Source organism: Alcanivorax sp. IL3 (genome assembly GCF_047495465.1).
GTDB classification, from domain to species: Bacteria; Pseudomonadota; Gammaproteobacteria; order Pseudomonadales; family Alcanivoracaceae; genus Alcanivorax; species Alcanivorax jadensis.
In genome coordinates this window covers 1872889-1892213 of the sequence record NZ_CP179931.1, presented here as the reverse complement: position 1 = coordinate 1892213, position 19325 = coordinate 1872889, and the positions used below count along the sequence as shown (strand labels likewise).

Annotated in this window: 22 protein-coding genes and 1 tRNA gene; 13 read left to right on the top strand and 10 right to left on the bottom strand. The window is 58.3% G+C overall.

Going from position 1 to position 19325, the window contains the following annotated elements; all coding sequences use genetic code 11:
- Nucleotides 1–238: 238 nt before the first annotated feature.
- Together thrH and cysB are read right to left on the bottom strand one after the other, a co-directional pair.
- Nucleotides 239–856, bottom strand: a complete 618-nt coding sequence (gene thrH / locus ACMG4M_RS08850) for a bifunctional phosphoserine phosphatase/homoserine phosphotransferase ThrH (protein WP_035244297.1) — start codon at nt 854–856, stop codon at nt 239–241.
- Nucleotides 857–1050: 194 nt separating this feature from the next.
- Nucleotides 1051–2025, bottom strand: coding sequence for an HTH-type transcriptional regulator CysB (gene cysB, locus ACMG4M_RS08845; RefSeq protein ID WP_035244292.1), 975 nt, complete (start codon nt 2023–2025; stop codon nt 1051–1053).
- A gap of 179 nt (nt 2026–2204) precedes the next feature.
- On the opposite strand from cysB, the gene ACMG4M_RS08840 reads away from it, so the two are divergent.
- Nucleotides 2205–3002: a sulfite exporter TauE/SafE family protein gene (locus tag ACMG4M_RS08840; protein WP_272974978.1), complete on the top strand. Its 798-nt coding sequence runs from the start codon at nt 2205–2207 to the stop codon at nt 3000–3002.
- A 227-nt stretch (nt 3003–3229) separates the two neighbouring features.
- Here ACMG4M_RS08840 and ACMG4M_RS08835 read toward each other — a convergent pair whose 3' ends face one another.
- The gene (locus ACMG4M_RS08835; RefSeq protein WP_035244285.1) at nt 3230–4147 is read right to left on the bottom strand and encodes a 5'-nucleotidase; all 918 of its coding nucleotides are present in this window, start codon (nt 4145–4147) and stop codon (nt 3230–3232) included.
- 427 nt (nt 4148–4574) lie between these two features.
- On the opposite strand from ACMG4M_RS08835, the gene ACMG4M_RS08830 reads away from it, so the two are divergent.
- Complete coding sequence (locus ACMG4M_RS08830) at nt 4575–5201, top strand: hypothetical protein (protein WP_335625658.1); 627 nt, start codon at nt 4575–4577, stop codon at nt 5199–5201.
- Between the two features lie 58 nt (nt 5202–5259).
- Here ACMG4M_RS08830 and ACMG4M_RS08825 read toward each other — a convergent pair whose 3' ends face one another.
- Nucleotides 5260–5649, bottom strand: a complete 390-nt coding sequence (locus ACMG4M_RS08825; RefSeq protein WP_232221941.1) for a PilZ domain-containing protein — start codon at nt 5647–5649, stop codon at nt 5260–5262.
- Nucleotides 5639–6316 (bottom strand): hypothetical protein, encoded by a 678-nt coding sequence (locus ACMG4M_RS08820; protein ID WP_035244282.1) that lies wholly within the window; start codon nt 6314–6316, stop codon nt 5639–5641. Before ACMG4M_RS08820 ends, ACMG4M_RS08825 begins: the two co-directional genes overlap by 11 nt.
- On the opposite strand from ACMG4M_RS08820, the gene ACMG4M_RS08815 reads away from it, so the two are divergent.
- Nucleotides 6296–7081, top strand: coding sequence for a DUF3108 domain-containing protein (locus ACMG4M_RS08815; protein ID WP_332248846.1), 786 nt, complete (start codon nt 6296–6298; stop codon nt 7079–7081). The two genes, ACMG4M_RS08820 and ACMG4M_RS08815, sit on opposite strands and share 21 nt — an antisense overlap.
- A 71-nt stretch (nt 7082–7152) precedes the next feature.
- Here ACMG4M_RS08815 and ACMG4M_RS08810 read toward each other — a convergent pair whose 3' ends face one another.
- A complete protein-coding gene (locus tag ACMG4M_RS08810; protein WP_035244281.1) occupies nt 7153–7611 on the bottom strand; it encodes a DUF2489 domain-containing protein in 459 nt (152 codons plus the stop codon).
- A 123-nt stretch (nt 7612–7734) separates the two neighbouring features.
- Between ACMG4M_RS08810 and ACMG4M_RS08805 the strand changes: the two genes are divergently transcribed.
- From ACMG4M_RS08805 to mtnC, 5 genes are all read left to right on the top strand, one after another.
- The gene (locus tag ACMG4M_RS08805; protein ID WP_035244276.1) at nt 7735–8190 is read left to right on the top strand and encodes a PGPGW domain-containing protein; all 456 of its coding nucleotides are present in this window, start codon (nt 7735–7737) and stop codon (nt 8188–8190) included.
- The gene (gene mtnA / locus ACMG4M_RS08800) at nt 8180–9208 is read left to right on the top strand and encodes an S-methyl-5-thioribose-1-phosphate isomerase (RefSeq protein WP_414429835.1); all 1029 of its coding nucleotides are present in this window, start codon (nt 8180–8182) and stop codon (nt 9206–9208) included. The genes ACMG4M_RS08805 and mtnA overlap by 11 nt, the downstream gene beginning before the upstream one ends.
- A 4-nt stretch (nt 9209–9212) precedes the next feature.
- Nucleotides 9213–9848, top strand: coding sequence for a methylthioribulose 1-phosphate dehydratase (locus tag ACMG4M_RS08795; RefSeq protein WP_035244272.1), 636 nt, complete (start codon nt 9213–9215; stop codon nt 9846–9848).
- A 5-nt stretch (nt 9849–9853) separates the two neighbouring features.
- Nucleotides 9854–10399 carry a 1,2-dihydroxy-3-keto-5-methylthiopentene dioxygenase gene (locus ACMG4M_RS08790; RefSeq protein WP_035244271.1) on the top strand — a complete coding sequence of 182 codons (546 nt, stop codon included), beginning with the start codon at nt 9854–9856 and terminating at the stop codon, nt 10397–10399.
- 400 nt (nt 10400–10799) lie between these two features.
- Nucleotides 10800–11189, top strand: coding sequence for an acireductone synthase (gene mtnC / locus ACMG4M_RS08785; RefSeq protein ID WP_414429834.1), 390 nt, complete (start codon nt 10800–10802; stop codon nt 11187–11189).
- 114 nt (nt 11190–11303) lie between these two features.
- On the opposite strand, the gene ACMG4M_RS08780 is transcribed toward mtnC, so the two are convergent.
- Nucleotides 11304–12410 (bottom strand): methyltransferase, encoded by a 1107-nt coding sequence (locus ACMG4M_RS08780; RefSeq protein ID WP_414429833.1) that lies wholly within the window; start codon nt 12408–12410, stop codon nt 11304–11306.
- Between the two features lie 141 nt (nt 12411–12551).
- Here ACMG4M_RS08780 and ACMG4M_RS08775 point away from each other — a divergent pair.
- Nucleotides 12552–12628: transfer RNA gene (locus ACMG4M_RS08775), tRNA-Pro, on the top strand.
- Between the two features lie 63 nt (nt 12629–12691).
- Here the strand turns inward: ACMG4M_RS08775 and ACMG4M_RS08770 are convergent.
- Nucleotides 12692–13321, bottom strand: a complete 630-nt coding sequence (locus tag ACMG4M_RS08770) for a YbhB/YbcL family Raf kinase inhibitor-like protein (RefSeq protein WP_035244251.1) — start codon at nt 13319–13321, stop codon at nt 12692–12694.
- A gap of 85 nt (nt 13322–13406) precedes the next feature.
- Complete coding sequence (gene thpR / locus ACMG4M_RS08765) at nt 13407–13919, bottom strand: RNA 2',3'-cyclic phosphodiesterase (RefSeq protein WP_035244250.1); 513 nt, start codon at nt 13917–13919, stop codon at nt 13407–13409.
- 121 nt (nt 13920–14040) lie between these two features.
- On the opposite strand from thpR, the gene rimO reads away from it, so the two are divergent.
- The 3 genes from rimO (at nt 14041) to ACMG4M_RS08750 (ending at nt 17283) form a co-directional block, all read left to right on the top strand.
- Nucleotides 14041–15366 (top strand): 30S ribosomal protein S12 methylthiotransferase RimO, encoded by a 1326-nt coding sequence (gene rimO / locus ACMG4M_RS08760; protein ID WP_414429832.1) that lies wholly within the window; start codon nt 14041–14043, stop codon nt 15364–15366.
- Nucleotides 15367–15370: 4 nt separating this feature from the next.
- Nucleotides 15371–16216, top strand: a complete 846-nt coding sequence (locus ACMG4M_RS08755; RefSeq protein ID WP_035244773.1) for a DMT family transporter — start codon at nt 15371–15373, stop codon at nt 16214–16216.
- Between the two features lie 116 nt (nt 16217–16332).
- Nucleotides 16333–17283, top strand: coding sequence for an alpha/beta fold hydrolase (locus ACMG4M_RS08750; protein WP_414429831.1), 951 nt, complete (start codon nt 16333–16335; stop codon nt 17281–17283).
- 16 nt (nt 17284–17299) lie between these two features.
- Here ACMG4M_RS08750 and ACMG4M_RS08745 read toward each other — a convergent pair whose 3' ends face one another.
- A complete protein-coding gene (locus ACMG4M_RS08745) occupies nt 17300–18547 on the bottom strand; it encodes an ABC1 kinase family protein (RefSeq protein WP_035244247.1) in 1248 nt (415 codons plus the stop codon).
- A gap of 123 nt (nt 18548–18670) precedes the next feature.
- Between ACMG4M_RS08745 and ACMG4M_RS08740 the strand changes: the two genes are divergently transcribed.
- Complete coding sequence (locus ACMG4M_RS08740) at nt 18671–19306, top strand: class I SAM-dependent methyltransferase (RefSeq protein ID WP_035244245.1); 636 nt, start codon at nt 18671–18673, stop codon at nt 19304–19306.
- Nucleotides 19307–19325: the final 19 nt, after the last annotated feature.

The following is a 19325-nucleotide window of genomic DNA, read 5'->3' as shown; positions in this document are numbered from 1 at the left end:
TGATCCGTGCTGCTCGCTATATCGTGGCCAATCCGTTAAGAGCGGGGCTGTGTCGTAGTGTTCGCGAGTATCCGCATTGGGATTGTGTTTGGGTGTAGCGCGGGTTCGCGTGCAAGCACGCTCCTACAGCACGCCGTCCTGTAGGAGGCTGCTTGCAGGCGAACCGGGTTGGCAGATCTAGGCCGGTGTTCGCGTTCGCTTGCAAGCAAGCTCCTACAGGGGGCTTGGCCCAAGTTGATTACAGCGGGATATCGCGCGGGCTGGCTTTGACGATTTCCTTTTTCAGGTCGTCGTAGCTAAACACGGCGGGGAACTGGGGGAATTCCGCAATCACGTTGTCCGGGGCATGGAACAGGATGCCCTGCTCGGCTTCTGACAGCATGGTGGTGTCGTTGTAGGAATCACCTGCCGCGATGCAGTGGTAGTTCAGGGAATGGAATGCCTTGATCGATGCCCGCTTGGGATCCTTCTGGCGCAGCTTGTAGTCGGTGATCCTGCCGTTCTCGTCCACTTCCAGGCGATGGCAAAACAGGGTCGGCCAACCCAGCTTCTTCATCAGCGGCCTGGCAAACTCGTAGAAGGTGTCAGAAAGGATGATCAGCTGGAAGTTCTCACGCGCCCACTCGACAAACTCTTTGGCACCCTCCATGGGGTCCAGGGTATCGATGACTTCCTGGATGTCGGGTAGCCCGTAGCCATGCTCATCCAAAATGCGCAGGCGCATGCGCATCAGCTCGTCATAGTCCGGAATGTCCCGGGTAGTGGCACGCAGCTCGTCGATACCGGTCTTTTCCGCAAAGTTGATCCAGATTTCGGGGATCAACACCCCTTCCAGGTCCAGGCACAGCAATTCCACGGTTTTCCCCTTTGGGTTAATAAGGCGCGCACAATGTAGCGGCGCCCCGGGGGCTTTGCAATGGCTGACAGACGCTCAGGCTTGGCGGAACCCGTGGGAGCCTTGCTTGCAAGGCGAAGGGCCTGAGAAAGCGCCACTGCTCCCGAGACTCTTCGCCTTGCAAGCAAGGCTCCAACGAGGTCGCAACGGAGGAACTAGCGGATGGGCAGCTCAATGCCCTCGAACAGGGCTTCACGCTCCTCCCGGTTGGGGGCCTTGATGGCAGCATCCACCTGATCCCGGGTCAGGTGTGGCGCGAAAGCCTCCAGGAAGTCATACATGAAGCCGCGCAGGAAGGTCCCTTTGCGGAAACCGATACGCGTGGTGCTGGATTCAAATAAATGGCCGGCATCCAACGCCACCAGCCCCTTGTCTTCCACCGGATCCACGGCCATGTGGGCGATGATTCCTACCCCCATGCCAAGACGGACATAGGTTTTGATCACATCCGCATCGGCGGCGGTAAACACCACTTTCGGCTCCAGCCCCTTGTCGACAAAGGCATCATCCAGCTTGCTGCGGCCAGTAAAGCCGAACACGTAGGTGACAAGGGGGTACTCAGCCAGGGCTTCCAGTGTCAGCGGCATCACCTTGGTCAGCGGATGTCCCTCCGGCACCACCACTGTCCGGTTCCAGCGATAACAGGGCATCATGACCAGATCGGTAAACAGGTCCAGGGCTTCCGTGGCGATAGCAAAATCCACACTGCCGTTGGCGGCCATCTCGGAAATCTGCATGGGAGTGCCCTGATGCATATGCAGGGACACATCCGGGAAGCGCCCGGTGAACTGCTGGATGACCGGTGGCAAGGCGTAGCGGGCCTGGGTATGAGTGGTGGCAATGCTGAGTTCGCCGCGGGATTCGTCCCGGTATTCCTGGGAAACCCGGCGTATCGATTCGGTCTGCTGGAGGATCTCGCCGGCAATCTTCAAGATCGCCTGGCCAGCCGGGGTGATGTGGGTCAGATGCTTGCCGCTACGGGCAAACACTTCGACGCCGAGTTCATCCTCCAGCATGCGGATCTGCTTGCTGATACCCGGCTGGGAAGTGAATAGCGCCGCGGCGGTGGCAGACACATTCAGATCATGGCGGGCCACTTCCCAAATGTAGCGTAGTTGCTGCAGTTTCATCCTTGCCTCCGCAATCGGAACACGGCGCCAGGTTCAGTGACTATCCTTTGTTGATACATCAGGATACAGCTCAACCTGGTTATAAAAATATGAATAATTATTCGTTCAAAGCATAGATAACCGTCTTTATAGTAGCTCCGTCAAGTATTTCTCCCACAGAATCTGCCAGGAGCCACTGTATGCCGATACTGCAACCGGAGCTGCTTCTCTATATAAGCGCCGGTGCGCTGGTCGGTTTTGCTGTTGGCCTCACCGGGGTCGGTGGTGGCTCGCTGATGACCCCGCTCCTGCTCATGTTCGGTTTCCCGCCCCAGGTTGCCATCGGCACCGATCTGCTTTACGCCGCCATTACCAAATCCTCCGGTATGGTGATGCATGCCCGTCGCCGCAACGTGGACTGGACCATTATGAAGCGCATGGCTGCCGGCAGCATCCCTGCCGCCCTGCTCACCGCAGCGTCCCTTTGGTTACTGGCTTCCGATGCCGACGACTATGCCCCCTTGCTGACAACGGCACTGGGTATAACCCTGATCGTCACCGCCCTGGTGCTACTGTTCAAGCATCGTCTGCAGGCGATGGTGAACCACCGTCCTGTTGGCGTACTGGGATCCGTTCAGCAGCGAGCCGGCGCGTGGACGGTAGTCATGGGGGTTCTGCTGGGCGTTTTCGTCACCCTGTCCTCGGTGGGCGCTGGCGCCATCGGTACCGCCGTGTTGCTGATTCTCTACCCTGCCCTGGCACCGATTCGGGTGGTGGGTACCGATCTGGCCCATGCGGTCCCCCTCACCCTGATCGCCGGCCTCGGGCATCTGGCTCTTGGCCATGTGGATCTGGGGCTGCTCGCTGCCTTGCTGATGGGGTCCCTGCCAGCAATTTATATCGGCACCCATGTGGGCCATCGGGTTCCCAACCACATCATGCATCCGGTGTTAGTGACGGTGTTGCTGGCGTTGGGTATCAAGTATGCGGTGTTTTGAAGGAAGGCTCTGATATTAACCCGGACGCAAAAAAGTGCGCCGTAGGAGCGGCGCTAGAGCCGCGAATGGTAAGCAAGGACGCCGGGTTCGCGGCTCCTACAGCGAAACAACCCCTTGCGGGTTAATAGTAAGAGACGCAAGAGCGATGCTTGCATGGTAAACAGCCGCCCAGTCGCAAGCAGGTTCGCCATGCAAGCATGGCTCCTACAGGGGCAAAAAACGCGATCTCAAGCTTCACCGCTTTTTCGCCGATTGGCGACACCATGGGGAACATGCCCGGCCGCCACGTGTCGGGCGGCGGATTCGCAGTGGCCCTGTTGATCATCGAAGAACACATCTGCACCGAACGCCCGCAGGAAATCCCCTTTTGCCAGCCCTCCCAGAAACAGACTTTCATCCAGCCGAATATTCCAGTCGCGCAGGGTTCGTACCACCCGTTCGTGAGCAGGAGCCCCCCGGGCGGTCACAAGGGCGGTGCGGATCGGGCAGGATTCCACCGGGAAGCTGTCCTGCAGTTGATGCAAGGCGGCCAGGAAAGGCTTGAACGGGCCGCCGTCCAGTGGCTGACGTGCGGACCGCTTTTCGTTCTCAGTGAAGGCCTCCAGGCCATCACTCTGGAAAATCTGTTCTGACTCATCGGAAAACAGCACCGCATCGCCATCGAAGGCAATCCGCAAAATGCCATCCGGGCGCTGACACTGGCCGCCGGAAAGAATGGTGGCGGCCGCATAGCCGGCTTCCAGTACCTCCTGTACATCATCCGGGTCTGTTGACAGAAACAGATGGGCACCGAAGGCAGATACATAGCGGTGGGGGCTTTGCCCGCCGGCAAAGGCCGCACGGGTGATCGGCAATCCGTAATGCTCGATGGAGTTGAAGACCCTCAGTCCGGTATCCGAGCTATTACGCGATAGCAGAATGACTTCGACCCGCCCTTTCCCCTCTTTCAGTTCGTTGATGGCCAGCAGCTTCTGCACCAGCGTAAAGGCATCGCCAGGCTCCAGCACATCGTCTTCATGGCGGGTCTGGTAATCCTGAAACGCTTCCAGACCCTCTTCCAGATAGACCTTGTGGCTGTCTGCAAGATTGAACAAGGCACGTGAGCTGATCGCGATAACCAGCTTGCCATCAAAGGAAACCGGCATGATAGGTCCCGGGTGAAGGTGAATTTTACCCAGTATCCTGCGCGCCCCATTGAATCGCAACAGCTCAACGCAGCACCAGGTATGCCAGTGCTTTTGCAGCAGGCAAGGCTTGTGTTCCAGTGCGGCCTGATTCGCGATGCAAGCATCACTTCCCACATAGGCTTGCCTCTATTTCATCATTCACTATCGCCCCTGTTACTTCCCTGGCCCTCCTCTGAGGACCGCGATCAAATCGCGGCTAATGACTTGTGTCTGGCGTTGAGAATCCCACTTCCAGCGTTCTTTAATTGATCAATGGTTGTTCAGTAGTGGGATGTGGCATAAAGTTGCTACAGCAACGGCGTTGCACGTTACTATTGAATCCGGGCATTGCTGCTCACCAGCGCAAAGCCACTACGAACAATCCGAAGGGGAAAGGGAGTCATCCATGGCTGCTAGCAAGGTGAAAGATACTGTCGAGGAACTTCAGGCTCAGATTCGCAAGCTGGCTGAGCGCTTCGACAAGGAACGCGAGAAACAGATCAGTCAACTTGAGAAACAACTGGAGAAGGTGCGCGATCGCCTGAACCAGGAAATGAAGCGTCAGCGGGAGTACTTCGCCAAAGTTGAAAAGCTGCAGGCGGAATACCGTGACCGTGCCACCGCCACCGTCAAGAAACAGATCGACCGCGCCCGTAAGGCGGCAGAAGATGCCCGCAAACAGGTGGAAACCTCTCAGGGCCGCAAGCGCATCCTGGAAACCGAGGTGCGGGTTTTGAAGGCCACTGCCAAGCAGGCCCACAGCCTGTCGCGGGTTATCGGTCAGTACGAGAAAGATCTGGAAAAACGCGCCAAGGAAATTGAGCGCAAGGTGGCTCCCAAGAAAGCGGCTGCCAAAAAGGCACCTGCGAAGAAAAAAGCGGCTGCCAAAAAGGCTGCTACTCGCAAGGCTCCTGCCAAGAAGAAAGCGGCCGCCAAAAAGGCCCCAGCCAAGAAAGCAGCGGCTAAGAAGAAAGCACCTGCAAAGCGGGCTCCTGCCAAGAAGAAAGCGGCAGCGCCTTCTTCCGGCGAATGAGCCAAGCCAATATCAAAAAAGCCGCCTCAGGGCGGCTTTTTTGTGTTCGCTACCAGCCTCAACCCTGGGGGAAAAGCTGTTCTTCCATTCCTGCCAGATAACGGATCTGATGCTGTCGCGCATCATCAGCCAGCTCCCGCAGGCTGGAATAGGTGCGCAAGCCGATCCGATATGCCTGCCCTGCCCGATGGCAACTGACCACTTCTGCGGATACCTGCCGCAGAATCATGCCCGGCGCATACAAGTCCAGCTTGAGTCGGGTGCCCTGTGACAGACTCACCGGTGATGTCAGACCCACCCCATAGCGATTGTAGTCCATGGCCTTGGCACGAGTTACAAAGCGCCATCCGCCAATCAAACGGTGGCGAAAGATATCGACCCGCATTTGGGTATTGATTCGTGCCAGCTTTCGGCGGTTGGCACCGCGATTTTCCCTGCTATCCATCATCGAACCGTATCAGCATCTGATCAAAATAACGCACCACCGCCGTCCTGGCGTTGGCCTCCATGCCCGGCACCCCCTTTTGAGTGGCTGATGCCGTTGCTTTACAAATTGTAACACGAGCTGCCGATACTAATGCACGGTTTACCCGCCCCAGTGTCAGACAAGCCACCGAGTTGTCCATGAAATGGGTGATCGCACCATCATTGATCGCCTGCATCACAACCAGCAACCCGCCCATGTCTTCTTCACCCAGCAGGCTTGCCTGAAACACCAGAGAGGCCTTCTCTGCCATGGCCGGGCTGAGGGGGTAAGCCACATACAATTTGCTGCCCTGATAACGGCGAAGATTCTGGAAATAGCGAGCCAGAGCCAGCTGCTCGTCCAGAGTGGTATTTTTCATCAAGCGACCAATCAGACTGTTAGCCGACCGGTTTATCACTCTCATGGCACCCAGAATCAATCTGGCCGATGTCCCCTTTGCCTCGGCGGCTTGCAGCGGCCCCTTGAAGAACACAGACAGCACTTCATCGACAAAACACACAACCAAAGCGTCCAGTTCTTCCAGGTGACAACGTCCGGGCTGAGCCGGCACGCCATCAATAAATTCCTCAATGGATTGCTGGAGGGGCAGTGAGGCCTCGAAGGCAATGTGGAGCGTGCTATCATCCATATTCATTTAACTGGGGACACTGGGAAAGTGGCGAATCATACTGTAATCCTGCGGCCCTTACGGCTGCTGTCGGGCCTGCTGCTTTTGGCGTCCCAGTCATTGTTTGCTCAACCCGGCAATCGGCCTGCCCCGTTCCCGGTAGCGCTGCAGCCTGCTGAGGCCGAGTACCGCGTTGTCGTCAATGGCATCCCACTTGGTCTCAACGCCACCATCCGGCTCACGCAGGAAGACCAGGACTACCGGCTTCATTTCCGGATTGAAAATCGCCTGTTTCAACATGAAGAAGTTGCCACCTTCCGTTGGCATGACTGCACCGCCCGTCCCCACCACTATCGCCACGCCAGTGCCGGTTTCGGACTGCGCCGTGAAGGGGAGATTGTGTTTGACTGGCAAGACCGGGAAGCTCAGGGGAGCAAGGCGATCTATCCATTAGTCGACGAAGCCCTGGATGCCTTGAGTGTCGCCATGGTGGCACGCTGCAACATGGCAAAGGGAGACGCAGAATTCAGCTACCCGGTAGCAGAGCCGGACGGCATGGCACACTATCAATACCGTTCTCTGGGTGTGGAAAATTTGGAAACGCCCGCCGGGGATTGGAATGCTGCCAGCATAGAGCGGGATTATCCGGAACGGGGCAAACGCTCCCGATTCTGGGCGGCGCGGGAGCTGGATTACTTCATGGTCCGCATGGACCATCAGGAAAACCTGTTCGTGCGGGGGCGTATTGAGTTGACCTCGTTCCGTTATCTCACTGTGCCCCCCTGAAGCCCGCCTTATCTGTATCTGCTGCAGGGGACCAATCTCTGCCGCCCCGGTAGCATCACAGGCTTGCCAACCTAGACTCCCAAGCCGCTTCGCCAGGTTGGCAGTACTTTTGCCAGGCGGCGTGCCGCCTGGTTGACCACCTCATCCTGATCCTCTTCCAGCTGCCAGCGACGGGAATCCTGCTGGAATCGCGCCCGGGGAGTCAGTTCCTGGCGCTGCTCACCGCGATCAAATTGTTGGCAGGTTTCGGCAAACTGATGAATGGCGGCCAGATCCACTTTTGGTTCAATGCTGTCAGGCAGGCAGTCCAGCAAGGCGCTGATACGGATGGAAGCCTCACTTAATTCCACCTGCTTCTGCTCCACAGCCCGGCATAGCACATCCAGACTCTCGATAATGTGCACCTGCTGAGCTCGTATTTCCCGTGTCTCGCGACGTGCCAGCCAGAACCGCCAAAGCACCAGGCCCAGGGCTGCACCAATCAACAGCCCGATCAAGGCTGCCAGTATAAGTTGTCCGGCCTGGGCCATAACGCATTCTCCTTGGAGTCTGTGAAGATAAAAAGCCATGCCATCGGCATTGAAAATCCGCGGGCATAGTCGCATTGTACGCGGCACACTCTCTCTGCTACAGCACCGCAAACCGGAGGCCCATTGAACGCAGAGTTACCCGTCTGGCTGGAGCCCTTGGCCCAGCACCTGGAACCCTGGCTGCCGGCACTCACGGTAACTGGTATTGTCATGGCCCTGGCCTCCTGTGTCGCCATTCCCTGGCTATTGCTGCGAATGCCTGAGGATTATTTCACCGAGAGCTATCTGCCTCACGCCCACCGAGGCCCTTTGGCCTGGTGTTTCTGGCTGATTCGTAACGTACTGGCGATAGTATTACTGGTCGCTGGCATTCTGATGCTGGTGCTTCCCGGGCAAGGGCTGCTGACCATTCTGATAGCACTGATGACAAGCACTTTTCCAGGGAAATACCGTATGGAACGCGCTATTATGCGCCGCCCCGGCATCTTCCGGACAGCCAACTGGATACGCCGCAAATACCACAGAACACCTCTGAAACACCCTGACGGACATGACAAGGACATCACCGATGGCCATTAACAGCGCTGCCATCCGTTGGCATGACGATCACCTCGAGCTGCTCGACCAGCGACGCCTGCCGGCAGAAACCATCTGGCTGCCAATCCACGGCAGCGACGATGCCGCAACCGCCATTCATGACATGGTCGTTCGCGGAGCACCTGCCATTGGCATCACCGCCGCCTACGGCCTCGCCCTGGAGGCTGCCCGTCTGGGCGATGACGCTTCAGCGGCAGCGCTGGCGCCTGCCATTGCCACCCTTGCCGCCAGCCGCCCTACGGCCGTCAATCTGTTCTGGGCCCTTGAGCGTCTGCAGAGAATCGCCAGCGACCTTTCCGGCGCGGCGCTGATCAGCGCCCTCAAAGCAGATGCACAGGCCATTCACCAGGAAGACCTGGCGGCCAACCAGCGCATGGGCGAGCTGGGTGCTGACCTGCTGCCGGCCAACGCCAGCGTCTATACCCACTGCAACACCGGCGCTCTGGCTACCGGCGGGCATGGCACGGCGCTCGGCATTATCCGCACAGCCTGGTCACGGGGTAATCTGCAGCAGGTTTATGCAGGCGAAACCCGGCCCTGGCTGCAAGGCAGCCGCCTTACCAGCTGGGAACTGCTCAACGACGGCATCCCTGTCACGCTTGTCGCGGACAGTGCCGCCGGCCAACTTATGCAGCAAGGTAAGGTACAGGCCGTGATCGTCGGTGCCGACCGCATTACCGCCAATGGCGATACTGCCAACAAGATCGGCACCTACAATCTGGCCGTGCTGGCACGCCATCACGGCATTCCCTTTATCGTTGCAGCACCACTGTCTACCCTGGATGCAGAACTGCCTGATGGCAGCCACATTTTTATCGAAGAGCGTGATGCCAGTGAAGTACGCAGCATTCAGGGCAAGACGCTGGCACCGGCCCACTGCCCGGTGTACAACCCGGCTTTTGATGTGACGCCCGCAGAGCTGATCACCGCCATCGTCACCGAACGGGGTGTGATCCGGGCCCCCTCCACCGATACACTGTTGGCACATCTTCGTGGATAAAAACATGATCGAGCGCCCCTACTCTACCGCCGTTTACCGTGATGCTGCCCACGCCCTGGCGACTATCGGCCAGCGCATCTATCAGCATGGCTGGTCGCCGGCCACCAGCAGCAACTACTCCGTGCGCCTGAATGCCAGCCATGCAGCGATTACCCGCTCCGGCAAGGACAAGGGGCTGCTGCAGGAAACCGATATCATGGCCGTGGACATGAACGGCCAGGCCGCTAGCGATGGCAAACCATCAGCAGAAACCCTGCTGCATACCCAGCTGTACCGTCGCCATGACACCGTGGGGGCCGTCCTGCATACCCACAGCCATGCCAGCACCGTGCTGACCATGCACTGGCCCGCCAACAGCATCACCCTGGAAGGCTACGAGCTGCTCAAGGCCCTGGAAGGCTTTACGACCCATGACAGCCGGCTGGTCATCCCGGTATTCGATAACACCCAGGATATTGCTGCCCTCGCCGACCAGGTGGATGCCGCCATGGCAGACGATGGTATTAGCCACGCCTACCTGATCCGCGGCCATGGCCTGTACACCTGGGCAAGCGATTTACCCACCTGCTATCGTCAGCTTGAAGCGCTGGAGACCCTGCTCGCCATAGAGCTGGATCGCCGCCGTCTGCAAGGAGTGTGAACACCATGAGCGAACTGAAAATCTTTCATGACAACCAGCCCGATACCCTTGAGCAGCACCTGACTGACAAGGCATCCATGGCCAGCGCTCTGGCTAAGGCCGGTATTCGCTATGAACAGTGGCAAGCCACACAGGCCCTGTCCGATGCCCCTCAACAAGACGAAGTCATCGCCGCCTACAAGGCCGATATCGACCGCCTGATTGATGAGGAAGGCTACCAGACCGTGGACGTGGTCAGCATGGTGCCGGATCACCCTGAAAAAGCGGCGTTCCGACAGAAATTTCTCGAAGAGCACCGCCACAGCGAAGACGAAGTGCGCTTCTTCGTGGAAGGCCAGGGCCTGTTCACATTGCACATCGAGGACAAGGTGTACGAAGTACTCTGCAGCAAAGGCGACCTGATCAGCGTGCCCGCCAACACCCCGCACTGGTTCGACATGGGCCCCAACCCCCGCTTTGTCGCCATTCGCCTGTTCAATAACCCGGAAGGCTGGGTGGCTAATTTTACCGGCAGCGATATCGCCCAACAGTTCAACCGCCTGGAAAACTGAAACCTGGCCCCTGTAGGAGCTTGCTTGCAAGCGAACCTCCGTGCGTAATCTGGCTGCCTGGTTCGGCTGCAAGCAACCTCCTACAACAGCCCATCCAACCCGCGAACCGAATCATGATCAAGGCCATCGTTACCGACATTGAAGGCACCACCAGCAGCATTTCCTTCGTCAAGGAAGTCCTGTTCCCTTATGCCGCCAGACAATTTCCGGCGTTTCTCGAAACGCACTGGGATCAACCGGAGATACAGGCACAAGTGCGGGCGGCCGAACAGGAAAGCGGTCGGACTCTGGAAAGCCCAGCCTCAGCCAATGCCCTCTTCCAGCAGTGGATCCGCGAGGACCGTAAAGCCACCCCGCTGAAATCCCTTGCAGGGAATGATCTGGAAGGCCGGCTATCAAAATGGGGATTACACCGCTCACCTCTACCCGGATACCGCCGCTGCCCTGCAAGCACTGGAAGGAAAAGGGGTTGGACCTGTACGTTTACTCCTCAGGCTCCATCGCTGCCCAGAAACTGTTCTTCGGCTATAGCGATGCGGGGGATCTGACCGGCCTTCTCTCCGGCTATTTCGACACCACCTCCGGCCATAAACAGGACGCTGGTAGCTACCGCACCATCCAGCAAGCGATCGATTTTCCGGCGGAGCAATTGCTGTTTCTGTCGGATGTGGAAGCGGAACTGGATGCGGCGGCTGACGCGGGATTCCAGACTATTCGCCTGGACCGGGAAGGCAGCCAGGGGGAAAGTCGGCACCGGGTAGTGACGTCATTCGACGAAATCGCCCTGTAGCGCCACCTACGGCCGCACAACGGGAAAACAGGAAATGCCGGGTGCACTGAGCCGAAGGCGAACTGCATCATTCAGGCACTGGGTCGGAGCAGTTTGCCTTCGGCTCAGTGCGTCCTACGAACAACCCCAGACAACAAATTTCTGGTTGCTGCCCAGCACCTCCACCTTGGTAAACAGCTTGCCCAACAGCTTGTGGTAGCCCAGGTGGCGGTTACCGATCACCCGCAGTTCCCCGCCAGCGTTCAGCGCCTGCTTCGCTTGTCGGAACAGGCGTCGCGCCACGTGATCACCGACCACATGCCCTTCATGAAACGGCGGGTTGAGAAGGATCAGATCAAAACGCTCATCGCACCCGGCCAGACCATCACCGAGATGAAATTCGCTGGTGCTTTCCGGGCAATACCTAGCCACATTGTCACGGGCACTTTGCAGGGCCAGCCAGGATTCGTCGCAAAACACCAGATGACTGTCCGGGTGGGCCTGCAGCAGTGCCAGCCCGATCACCCCGTTGCCGCAGCCAAGATCTGCCACCTTCGCCCCCGCTGACAGACTGCCGGGTAGATGCGCCAGAAAAAAACGTGCACCGATATCCAGCTGCTGCTGGGCAAACACCCCCGCATGTACCGTCAATGGCCCCATGGGGCCCTCCACCTCGGTGGGGTATGGCGCCACAACGAGCCGTTCGCCGGGCGCCGTCGCACTGAACAGACGTGCCTTCTTCCAGCCCAGCTCCGCCCGACCATTGCCCAGGTACTGCTCCATCAGCGGCACCAGTTGCCGAGGCAGGTGCTTGTCCATGCCCGCCAGCCAGACCGGTGTGCCGCCCGCCAGCTGCTCGCTGAGCCATTGCAACTGCCATTCCAGCAGCGCCAGAGACTTGGGCACACGCATGATCACCTGATCAGGCACTTGCGGCAGGAGATCAAAAGGCCACAGGGTCGCTCCCTGCTCCGGCAGCCCATTCAGTAGACGGTTATGGGTCAGCGCCCGGCTGGCCAGAAAAGAATCGCCACAGCTGACCACTGGCCCATGCTGGGCCGCTGCCAATGCCAGCGCCCCCTGCTGATCATTGACCACCAGCGTTAACGGACCGGCATGGCGCTCCTTGAGAGTCTTCAGCAGGTAGTGATCGGCACTGTCCCAGGCCTGCAGAGGCTCATTACGGCGACGAGGCCAACGCTGCAGGGTCAATTCGCCCCAGGGGTGCTCAAAGGTTGTCATACCATTCCTGCTTGCCGATCGATCAGACCGCGCATTCTGCCTGCCCTACCGGCTGTTGGCCAGATTCTGCGCAAACAGCCCGGCGACGCCTATTTAGGTATGGTATTTTGCAATTTCGCTGCTAGAATGCGCCAGCGAACTCGGAATATAGCTCAGCCTGGTAGAGCACTACGTTCGGGACGTAGGGGTCGCAGGTTCGAATCCTGCTATTCCGACCAATTCAGGTCCTTGTCTCAAGGGCCTACAAAAAAGGCCGCTTTTGCGGCCTTTTTTGTGTCTTCTCAGTCTGCCAATCGCGGGTTCAGCGTGTAGCTCACCGTGATACTGGCTTTGGCAAGTACATGCCCTTCCATGGCCGCAACAATGGCCGCACCACTGAAATCATCCTTGACCGGCAATGTGCTCACGTCCAGTGCGTAAACGGTAAAGACATAACGATGCACAATGCTGTCGTTCCAGGGCGGACAGGGGCCGTCATAACCGAAGTAACTCCCTTCCATATCCCCGTCGCCGGCAAACCAGCTGGTGTAATCGTTAAGACCATGCCGCATACCCTGTGGTGCTGAAGGCCCGGATTTGCCCCGTGGGGTTATCCCCTGGCAATGGCTGCCTTCCATCAGCTCGCTCTGGTCAGCGGGAATGTCGAACAGGGTCCAGTGATAGAAATCCACCCGCGGCAAGTCGGCAGGGACTTCGCGGTCTTCCTGATTCACATCATCGCCCGCACTGGGTACATCCGGGTCATGACAGACCACCGCGAAAGAGCGGGTCCCGGCCGGCTCGCCTTTCCAGGCCAGATGAGGATTGATGTTGCTGGACAGTGCCACATGGTTATCCGGGTCAATCACTGCGAAAGCGAACTTCTCAGCGATGGGAGCCTGATCGGTGATGCTGTTACTGAGTAGCTCCATGGTACGACTCCTTAAATCAGTGTTTGCACAACCCCCAACCTTGCAGTTGCAGGCGATAAATTCAACCTGTCATGGCCATTTCAGTTCAAACCATGCCGGTCAGCGGGTGCTGGGATAATGGCCGGTAGGTAGGGACCTCGCCCTGTATCATTTCACTCTGGTACAGACAGAGTTGATCTACCGACAACAGCCAGTGCCCCGTTTGCGGTACCAATGCCAGCCCCGGCTTTGCCAGGGTAATGTGCGGTCGAAAGGCTCGCTGTTCGCGCTCTACGCCCTGGCGACTGAGGCATTCCCACAGGGCTTCGTGCAAGGTATTGAGAGGACCGGAAACGGTCGTGGTCAGCGCCAGAAAAGGCCCCTGCTCCGCCGGAAAGGCTTCGCAGCAATCAAAGTCCAGTTCAAACGCCGGAAAGCGGCCAGCCAGCGACTGCAATTCACCGGATAACCGGGCCACCCCCGCCGGGGTACATTGCCCCAGAAAGGCCAGCGTCAGATGCAGGTTGGGTCGAGGAGTGGCCCGCGGCAACCCCAGGGAAAGCTCCTTGCACTCCCGGGCCAGAGACCCGGTGACCGGTACGCCGACAAAACAGCGCATGAAAAAACCTCCTGTCTATCAACCAAGCCAGCCGAGCGGCATGGCTTCAAAGCGGTCACGGCGGTAGAATTGCGCCCCGTTATGGCTATCGGCGAACGACAGCCAATCTCGAGGTATCACTATGTCCGGTAAAGTCGGTTTCATCAGCCTGGGTTGCCCCAAGGCCCTGGTGGACTCTGAGCGTATTCTGACCCAGCTTCGCACGGAAGGCTACGAAGTCACATCCAGTTACGACGATGCGGACGTAGTAGTCGTCAACACCTGTGGCTTTATCGACGATGCCAAGGCCGAATCCCTGGATACCATTGGCGAAGCACTCAGCGAAAACGGCAAGGTGATTGTGACCGGCTGCATGGGCGTGGAAGAAGACACCATTCGCAAGGTACATCCCTCGGTCCTGTCCGTCACTGGCCCGCAGCAATACGAACAGGTGGTTAACGCCGTTCACCAGGTGGTGCCGCCGAGCCAGAACCATGACCCTTTTCTCGATCTGGTTCCCCCTCAGGGCATTAAACTGACTCCCCGTCATTACGCCTACCTGAAGATTTCCGAAGGCTGCAATCACAAATGCAGTTTCTGCATCATCCCCAGCATGCGCGGCAAACTGGATTCACGCCCGATTGGCGATGTGATGGATGAAGCGGAGCGCCTGGTGAAATCCGGTGTGCAGGAACTGTTGGTGATCAGCCAGGACACCAGCGCCTATGGGGTGGATCGCAAGTACCAGACCGGTTTCTGGCAGGGCATGCCGGTGAAGACCCGTATGCTGGAAATGTGTCAGGCCCTGGGCCAGCTTGGCGCCTGGGTACGCTTGCACTATGTATACCCCTACCCCCATGTGGACGACATCATCCCGATGATGGCCGAAGGCCATATTCTTCCCTATCTGGATATTCCCTTTCAGCACGCCAGCCCCAGCGTACTGAAAAACATGAAGCGCCCAGCCCATTCCGAAAACACCCTGGAGCGAATTCGTCGCTGGCGGCAAATCTGCCCGGACATCACCTTGCGCAGCACCTTTATCACCGGTTTCCCCGGTGAGACCGATGCAGATTTCGAGCTTCTGCTGGACTGGCTGGAAGAAGCGCAACTGGACCGGGTGGGCTGTTTCACCTATTCCCCGGTAGACGGTGCCCCGGCCAACGCCCTGCCAGACCCGGTGGATCCGGACGTGGCGGAAGAACGCCGCGAGCGCTTCATGAACGTGCAGGCCCGCATCAGTGCCGCCAAGCTGCAGAAGAAAATCGGCAGAACCCTGGAAGTGCTGGTGGACGAGGTGGATGAGGAAGGCGCCATCGCCCGCTCCCAGGCTGATGCGCCGGAGATCGACGGCCTGGTCTATCTCAACGGGGAAAGTGACCTGAAGCCCGGCCAGCGGTTAATGGTGAATATCGAGAACGCCGACGAGCATGATCTGTGGGGTACTCCGGTACCGGTCGGCCATTAATCCGGTGAACGACCAGCCTCTCAAGGGCGCTCTGCTACTGGTCCTCGGTGAGGGTCTGCTGGCGGTGATGGCCGCCATGATCAAGCATCTGTCCGATCACCTCGACACCGAGGTGATCGTGTTTGCCCGCAATCTGTTCGGGCTGTTGATCCTGTTGCCCATCATTGCTTCGCGCGGCGGCTTTGGCCAGCTGCGCACCCGCTTCCTGCACCTGCACATGATCCGCGGTTTTACCGGGGTCACTGCCATGTTTTGCTTCTTCTACACCATCGGTCACATTGCCCTGGCAGAAGCGGTACTGGTGAAAATGACCGTACCCTTCTTTCTGCCCATCGTGGCCTGGTTGTGGCTGCAGGAAGTGATCAGCGTGCGCACCTGGCTGGCTATCATCGGTGGTTTTGCCGGGGTTGCCGTGATCATGGATGTGAGCAGTGGCAGCGTGAACCCGGTGATGTGGGTGGCGCTGGCCGGGGCCGCCATCATGAGTGTGGCCAAGGTAAGCATCCGGCGCATGGCAGTATCGGAACCTGCGCAACGGGTGGTGTTTTACTTCGCCCTGTTTGCCACCCTGTTTTCCGCCCTGCCCCTGCCTTGGGCCAGCACTCCTCCTGCTGGCAGCGATTACCTGTGGTTGTTCGCCATCGGCCTGGTGGCCACCGGCGGGCAATACGCCATGACCACCGCCTACCAGATTGCCCGCCCGGGCCAGGTGGGAGTCTACAACTATTCATCTGTCATCTGGGCCGCCCTGCTCGGCTGGATGTTCTGGGGCGAAACCCTGGTCCTGACCACCCTGATCGGTACCCTGCTGATTGTTGCCGCCGGCGTCTGGAATCTGAAGAGCCGCTAGTGAGTATCTACAGAAGGCCTTCACGGTCCTATTGGATATTGGCCCGCAGAGAAGGACACGAGGCGACAAAATCCCCTATGCTCTTGGGTCGGCAAAACAACCAACGGGATTCCTGCATGCATTCATTAAAACTCAGCCTGCTGTTGATCAGCACGATCGTCCTTTCCGGCTGCGATGGACTGGCAAAATGGGCCTACGAGAGTGGCTTGAGCCTGGAAAAGGGTCGCGCCGGTCTGACGGATCAGACCGTGGGAACCAGCGACGGCATTCAGTGGCACCTGCTACGCAGTGAAGGTCAGCAGGACAAACCTGCTGTCCTGTTGATTCACGGTTTCGGCGCCGATTCCAGTAACTGGGTACGCTTCGTCAACGAACTTGAAGGCGACTTCCATTTTGTCGTTCCGGACCTGCCAGGTCATGGCGACACCACCCGTAACACGGATCTGGATTACACCATGGCAGCCCAGGCAGAGCGCCTGGTGACCCTGATGAAGACCCTGGAGATTCCAGCCTACCACGTGGCCGGCAATTCCATGGGCGGCGCCATCACCTTGGCTCTGGCGCAAGCAGCGCCACAGCAGGTGCTTTCCATGGGGCTGGTGGATGCGGCCGGGCTGACTCGCCAGACCGAGGAATTCAAAGCCATACTTGCCACCAGCGACAGCAACCCGCTGATCCCGCGCAGCCCGGAACAATTCCACACCACGCTAAAGTGGGCCATGGAAGACGCACCTTATATCCCGGAATTCTTCATCGATATCATGGGCGCGAAAAAGGCGCAGAACGCTCCTGTGACCGAGAAGATCTGGGAGGATATGGACACTGACCCGGGTCTAAGCCTTGAAGGCACCGGCAAACTAGCCAGCCTTGAGCAACCAGCACTGGTTCTCTGGGGCCGTGAGGATCGCTTGTTAGGCGTGGACAACGTGGATGTTTTCCTCAAGGAACTGCCCAAAGCCCGGGCGGTGATCCTTGATGGCATTGGCCATGTGCCCATGGCAGAAGCCCCTACCAAAAGTGCCGATGCTTTCCGGGTATTCTGGCGGGAAGCGCAATCAAGCTCCTGATTCATCTTTACCGTCGCTAGGTTGACTGGGCCTGCCGCTGCTCCGGCGGAGTCCAGTCAAACGGCACCTGGTAGCTCATCAGAAACCCCCCCAGCGTAATCAGTACCCGCGAGATGCCGATATAGGAATCGGGAATACTGATTCGCTCTTCTCGGAACCGCTGCATCAACTCCCCCATCGCCGCCACCGGCCCCTGTTGATTGACCTTGTCAGTCAGTACAAAGAGAGCCAGCTCTTTCAGTGTTTCCGGGCTTCCGCCTTTAAAGCCTGCCTGAACAAACAACTCGCCGATATCCACATCCCCTTCAAAGCCCATCAGGCCGTACAGCAGCCGTGAATAGCGACGCACTTCGTCCGGCGTCAGCACACCAATGGCACCGAAATCCAGAATCACCACCTGGCCCTGGTCGTTGACCAGGAAATTGCCTGGGTGCGGATCCGCCTGGTAGACCCCGAAACGGGTCACCTGCTGAAGGTAGCTGGTTAACAGTACCGAGAGCAGGTCCCTGGCCTGTTCCGGATTCTCATCCAGATGGTTGCGCAACCTTGAGCCATGCTCCCAACTGGTCACCAGAATGCGCTCACTACACAAGCCATCAATCAAATCGGGAATACGAATACGGTCATGATGGGGCTGGCGGGAAAAGCGCCGGGTATTGGCGGCCTCATTACGAAAATCCAGCTCCATGGCGGTCATGATCAGCAGCTGCTCTATGGCCTGCTTCAGATCAAATTCCCGAAACCGGGGCGCGGCAATCGCCGCCAGAACCTGGAATACCTTGGCATCCTGCTCGAACAGCTTCTTGACCCCGGGCAAGCGCACCTTGATCGCCACATCGGTGCCATCTTCCAGGCGCGCCCGGTGCACCTGGGCGATGGAGGCCACTGCCACCGGGTTTTCGTCCACCCAGCGAAAAGCATCACGCCAGTCAGCACCAAGGGATTCTTTCAGGGCAGCTTCAATCCGTGAAAAAGGCACCGGGGCTGCGTCATTCTGCAATTGCTGAAACGCTTCAATATATTCCTGCGGCAGCACATCTGGCCGGCAACTGAAGAACTGGGCCGCCTTGACCCAGATCGCACCATTGCGTCGACACAGGGCAGTAAGAATGTCCGCTCCCCGGCAGTGACGCTGGTGGCGATCATCCTTGCCGACGCCCCCCGCATAGATCGCCGCCACACGAGCCATGGCCGTCAGTGCCCGCAAATACCGGGAGCGCCCTCCAGCCAGGCCACCGACACCGGCGATACTTTTCTTAATCATTAGGCTTTATTCATTATGGTTATTCACCGGAATTCGGTTTGCCCAGAGTAAGCCGCATAGATACGGCTTGAAACCCGTCGGGCTTGACCGTACTGTTTCTAGCTTTGCCGCTGGTGAGCGATTATGTCAGGAACAGTTATACGCGCTGGAGAGCCGCATACCATTCGCACTCGCGGCATCACCCTGCTGCGTTCCGGCCACCGGGAAATCCGTCGCCTGAAACGTGCAAACCACACCCCCTCCATTCACGGTAACAAGGTCTGGAACTCCAGCTTCCTGATCATGGACCACCTGACCCGCCGAAAAGTGTCTGCCGACGAGCATATGATGGATATTGGCTGTGGTTGGGGTCCCCTTTCCATCTTTGCGGCCAAGCGTTTCGGTTGCCGGGTCACGGCTGTGGATGCCGATCCGGATGTGTTTCCCTATCTCGACCTGCATGCACAGATCAACAAGGTTCAGATCAACCAACAGCAGGATAGCTTCGAAAAGCTCACCCAAAAGCGCCTGGCCGAGGTGGACATCATTGCCGGTGCCGACATCTGCTTCTGGGATGAACTGACCCCGGTGCTTTTCAATCTGATACGCCGGGGCCTGCGCAGCGGGGTCAAACAGGTGATTATTGCCGACCCGGGGCGGTCGCCGTTCTATGCCCTTGCGGAAAAATGCGAGAATGCCGGTATGGATGCCCGTGTCGTGGAGCGCCGGACCAAAACCCCAAAAGTCCTGAGCGCGGATCTGTTGATTATTAATCGCTAACGCAGCGGTCTGCGATGTA

Bases quoted from the DNA above. Each gene is read 5' to 3' on its own strand.
- ACMG4M_RS08790 (WP_035244271.1), top strand. From the start codon at position 9,854: ATGAGCGAACTGAAAATCTTTCATGACAACCAGCCCGATACCCTTGAG.
- ACMG4M_RS08795 (WP_035244272.1), top strand. From the start codon at position 9,213: ATGATCGAGCGCCCCTACTCTACCGCCGTTTACCGTGATGCTGCCCAC.
- ACMG4M_RS08750 (WP_414429831.1), top strand. From the start codon at position 16,333: ATGCATTCATTAAAACTCAGCCTGCTGTTGATCAGCACGATCGTCCTT.
- mtnA (WP_414429835.1), top strand. From the start codon at position 8,180: ATGGCCATTAACAGCGCTGCCATCCGTTGGCATGACGATCACCTCGAG.
- ACMG4M_RS08835 (WP_035244285.1), bottom strand. From the start codon at position 4,147: ATGCCGGTTTCCTTTGATGGCAAGCTGGTTATCGCGATCAGCTCACGT.
- rimO (WP_414429832.1), top strand. From the start codon at position 14,041: ATGTCCGGTAAAGTCGGTTTCATCAGCCTGGGTTGCCCCAAGGCCCTG.
- thpR (WP_035244250.1), bottom strand. From the start codon at position 13,919: ATGCGCTGTTTTGTCGGCGTACCGGTCACCGGGTCTCTGGCCCGGGAG.
- ACMG4M_RS08825 (WP_232221941.1), bottom strand. From the start codon at position 5,649: ATGATGGATAGCAGGGAAAATCGCGGTGCCAACCGCCGAAAGCTGGCA.
- ACMG4M_RS08820 (WP_035244282.1), bottom strand. From the start codon at position 6,316: ATGGATGATAGCACGCTCCACATTGCCTTCGAGGCCTCACTGCCCCTC.
- ACMG4M_RS08840 (WP_272974978.1), top strand. From the start codon at position 2,205: ATGCCGATACTGCAACCGGAGCTGCTTCTCTATATAAGCGCCGGTGCG.
- ACMG4M_RS08780 (WP_414429833.1), bottom strand. From the start codon at position 12,410: ATGACAACCTTTGAGCACCCCTGGGGCGAATTGACCCTGCAGCGTTGG.
- mtnC (WP_414429834.1), top strand. From the start codon at position 10,800: ATGGGGATTACACCGCTCACCTCTACCCGGATACCGCCGCTGCCCTGC.
- ACMG4M_RS08740 (WP_035244245.1), top strand. From the start codon at position 18,671: ATGTCAGGAACAGTTATACGCGCTGGAGAGCCGCATACCATTCGCACT.
- ACMG4M_RS08770 (WP_035244251.1), bottom strand. From the start codon at position 13,321: ATGGAGCTACTCAGTAACAGCATCACCGATCAGGCTCCCATCGCTGAG.
- ACMG4M_RS08830 (WP_335625658.1), top strand. From the start codon at position 4,575: ATGGCTGCTAGCAAGGTGAAAGATACTGTCGAGGAACTTCAGGCTCAG.
- cysB (WP_035244292.1), bottom strand. From the start codon at position 2,025: ATGAAACTGCAGCAACTACGCTACATTTGGGAAGTGGCCCGCCATGAT.
- ACMG4M_RS08810 (WP_035244281.1), bottom strand. From the start codon at position 7,611: ATGGCCCAGGCCGGACAACTTATACTGGCAGCCTTGATCGGGCTGTTG.
- ACMG4M_RS08745 (WP_035244247.1), bottom strand. From the start codon at position 18,547: ATGATTAAGAAAAGTATCGCCGGTGTCGGTGGCCTGGCTGGAGGGCGC.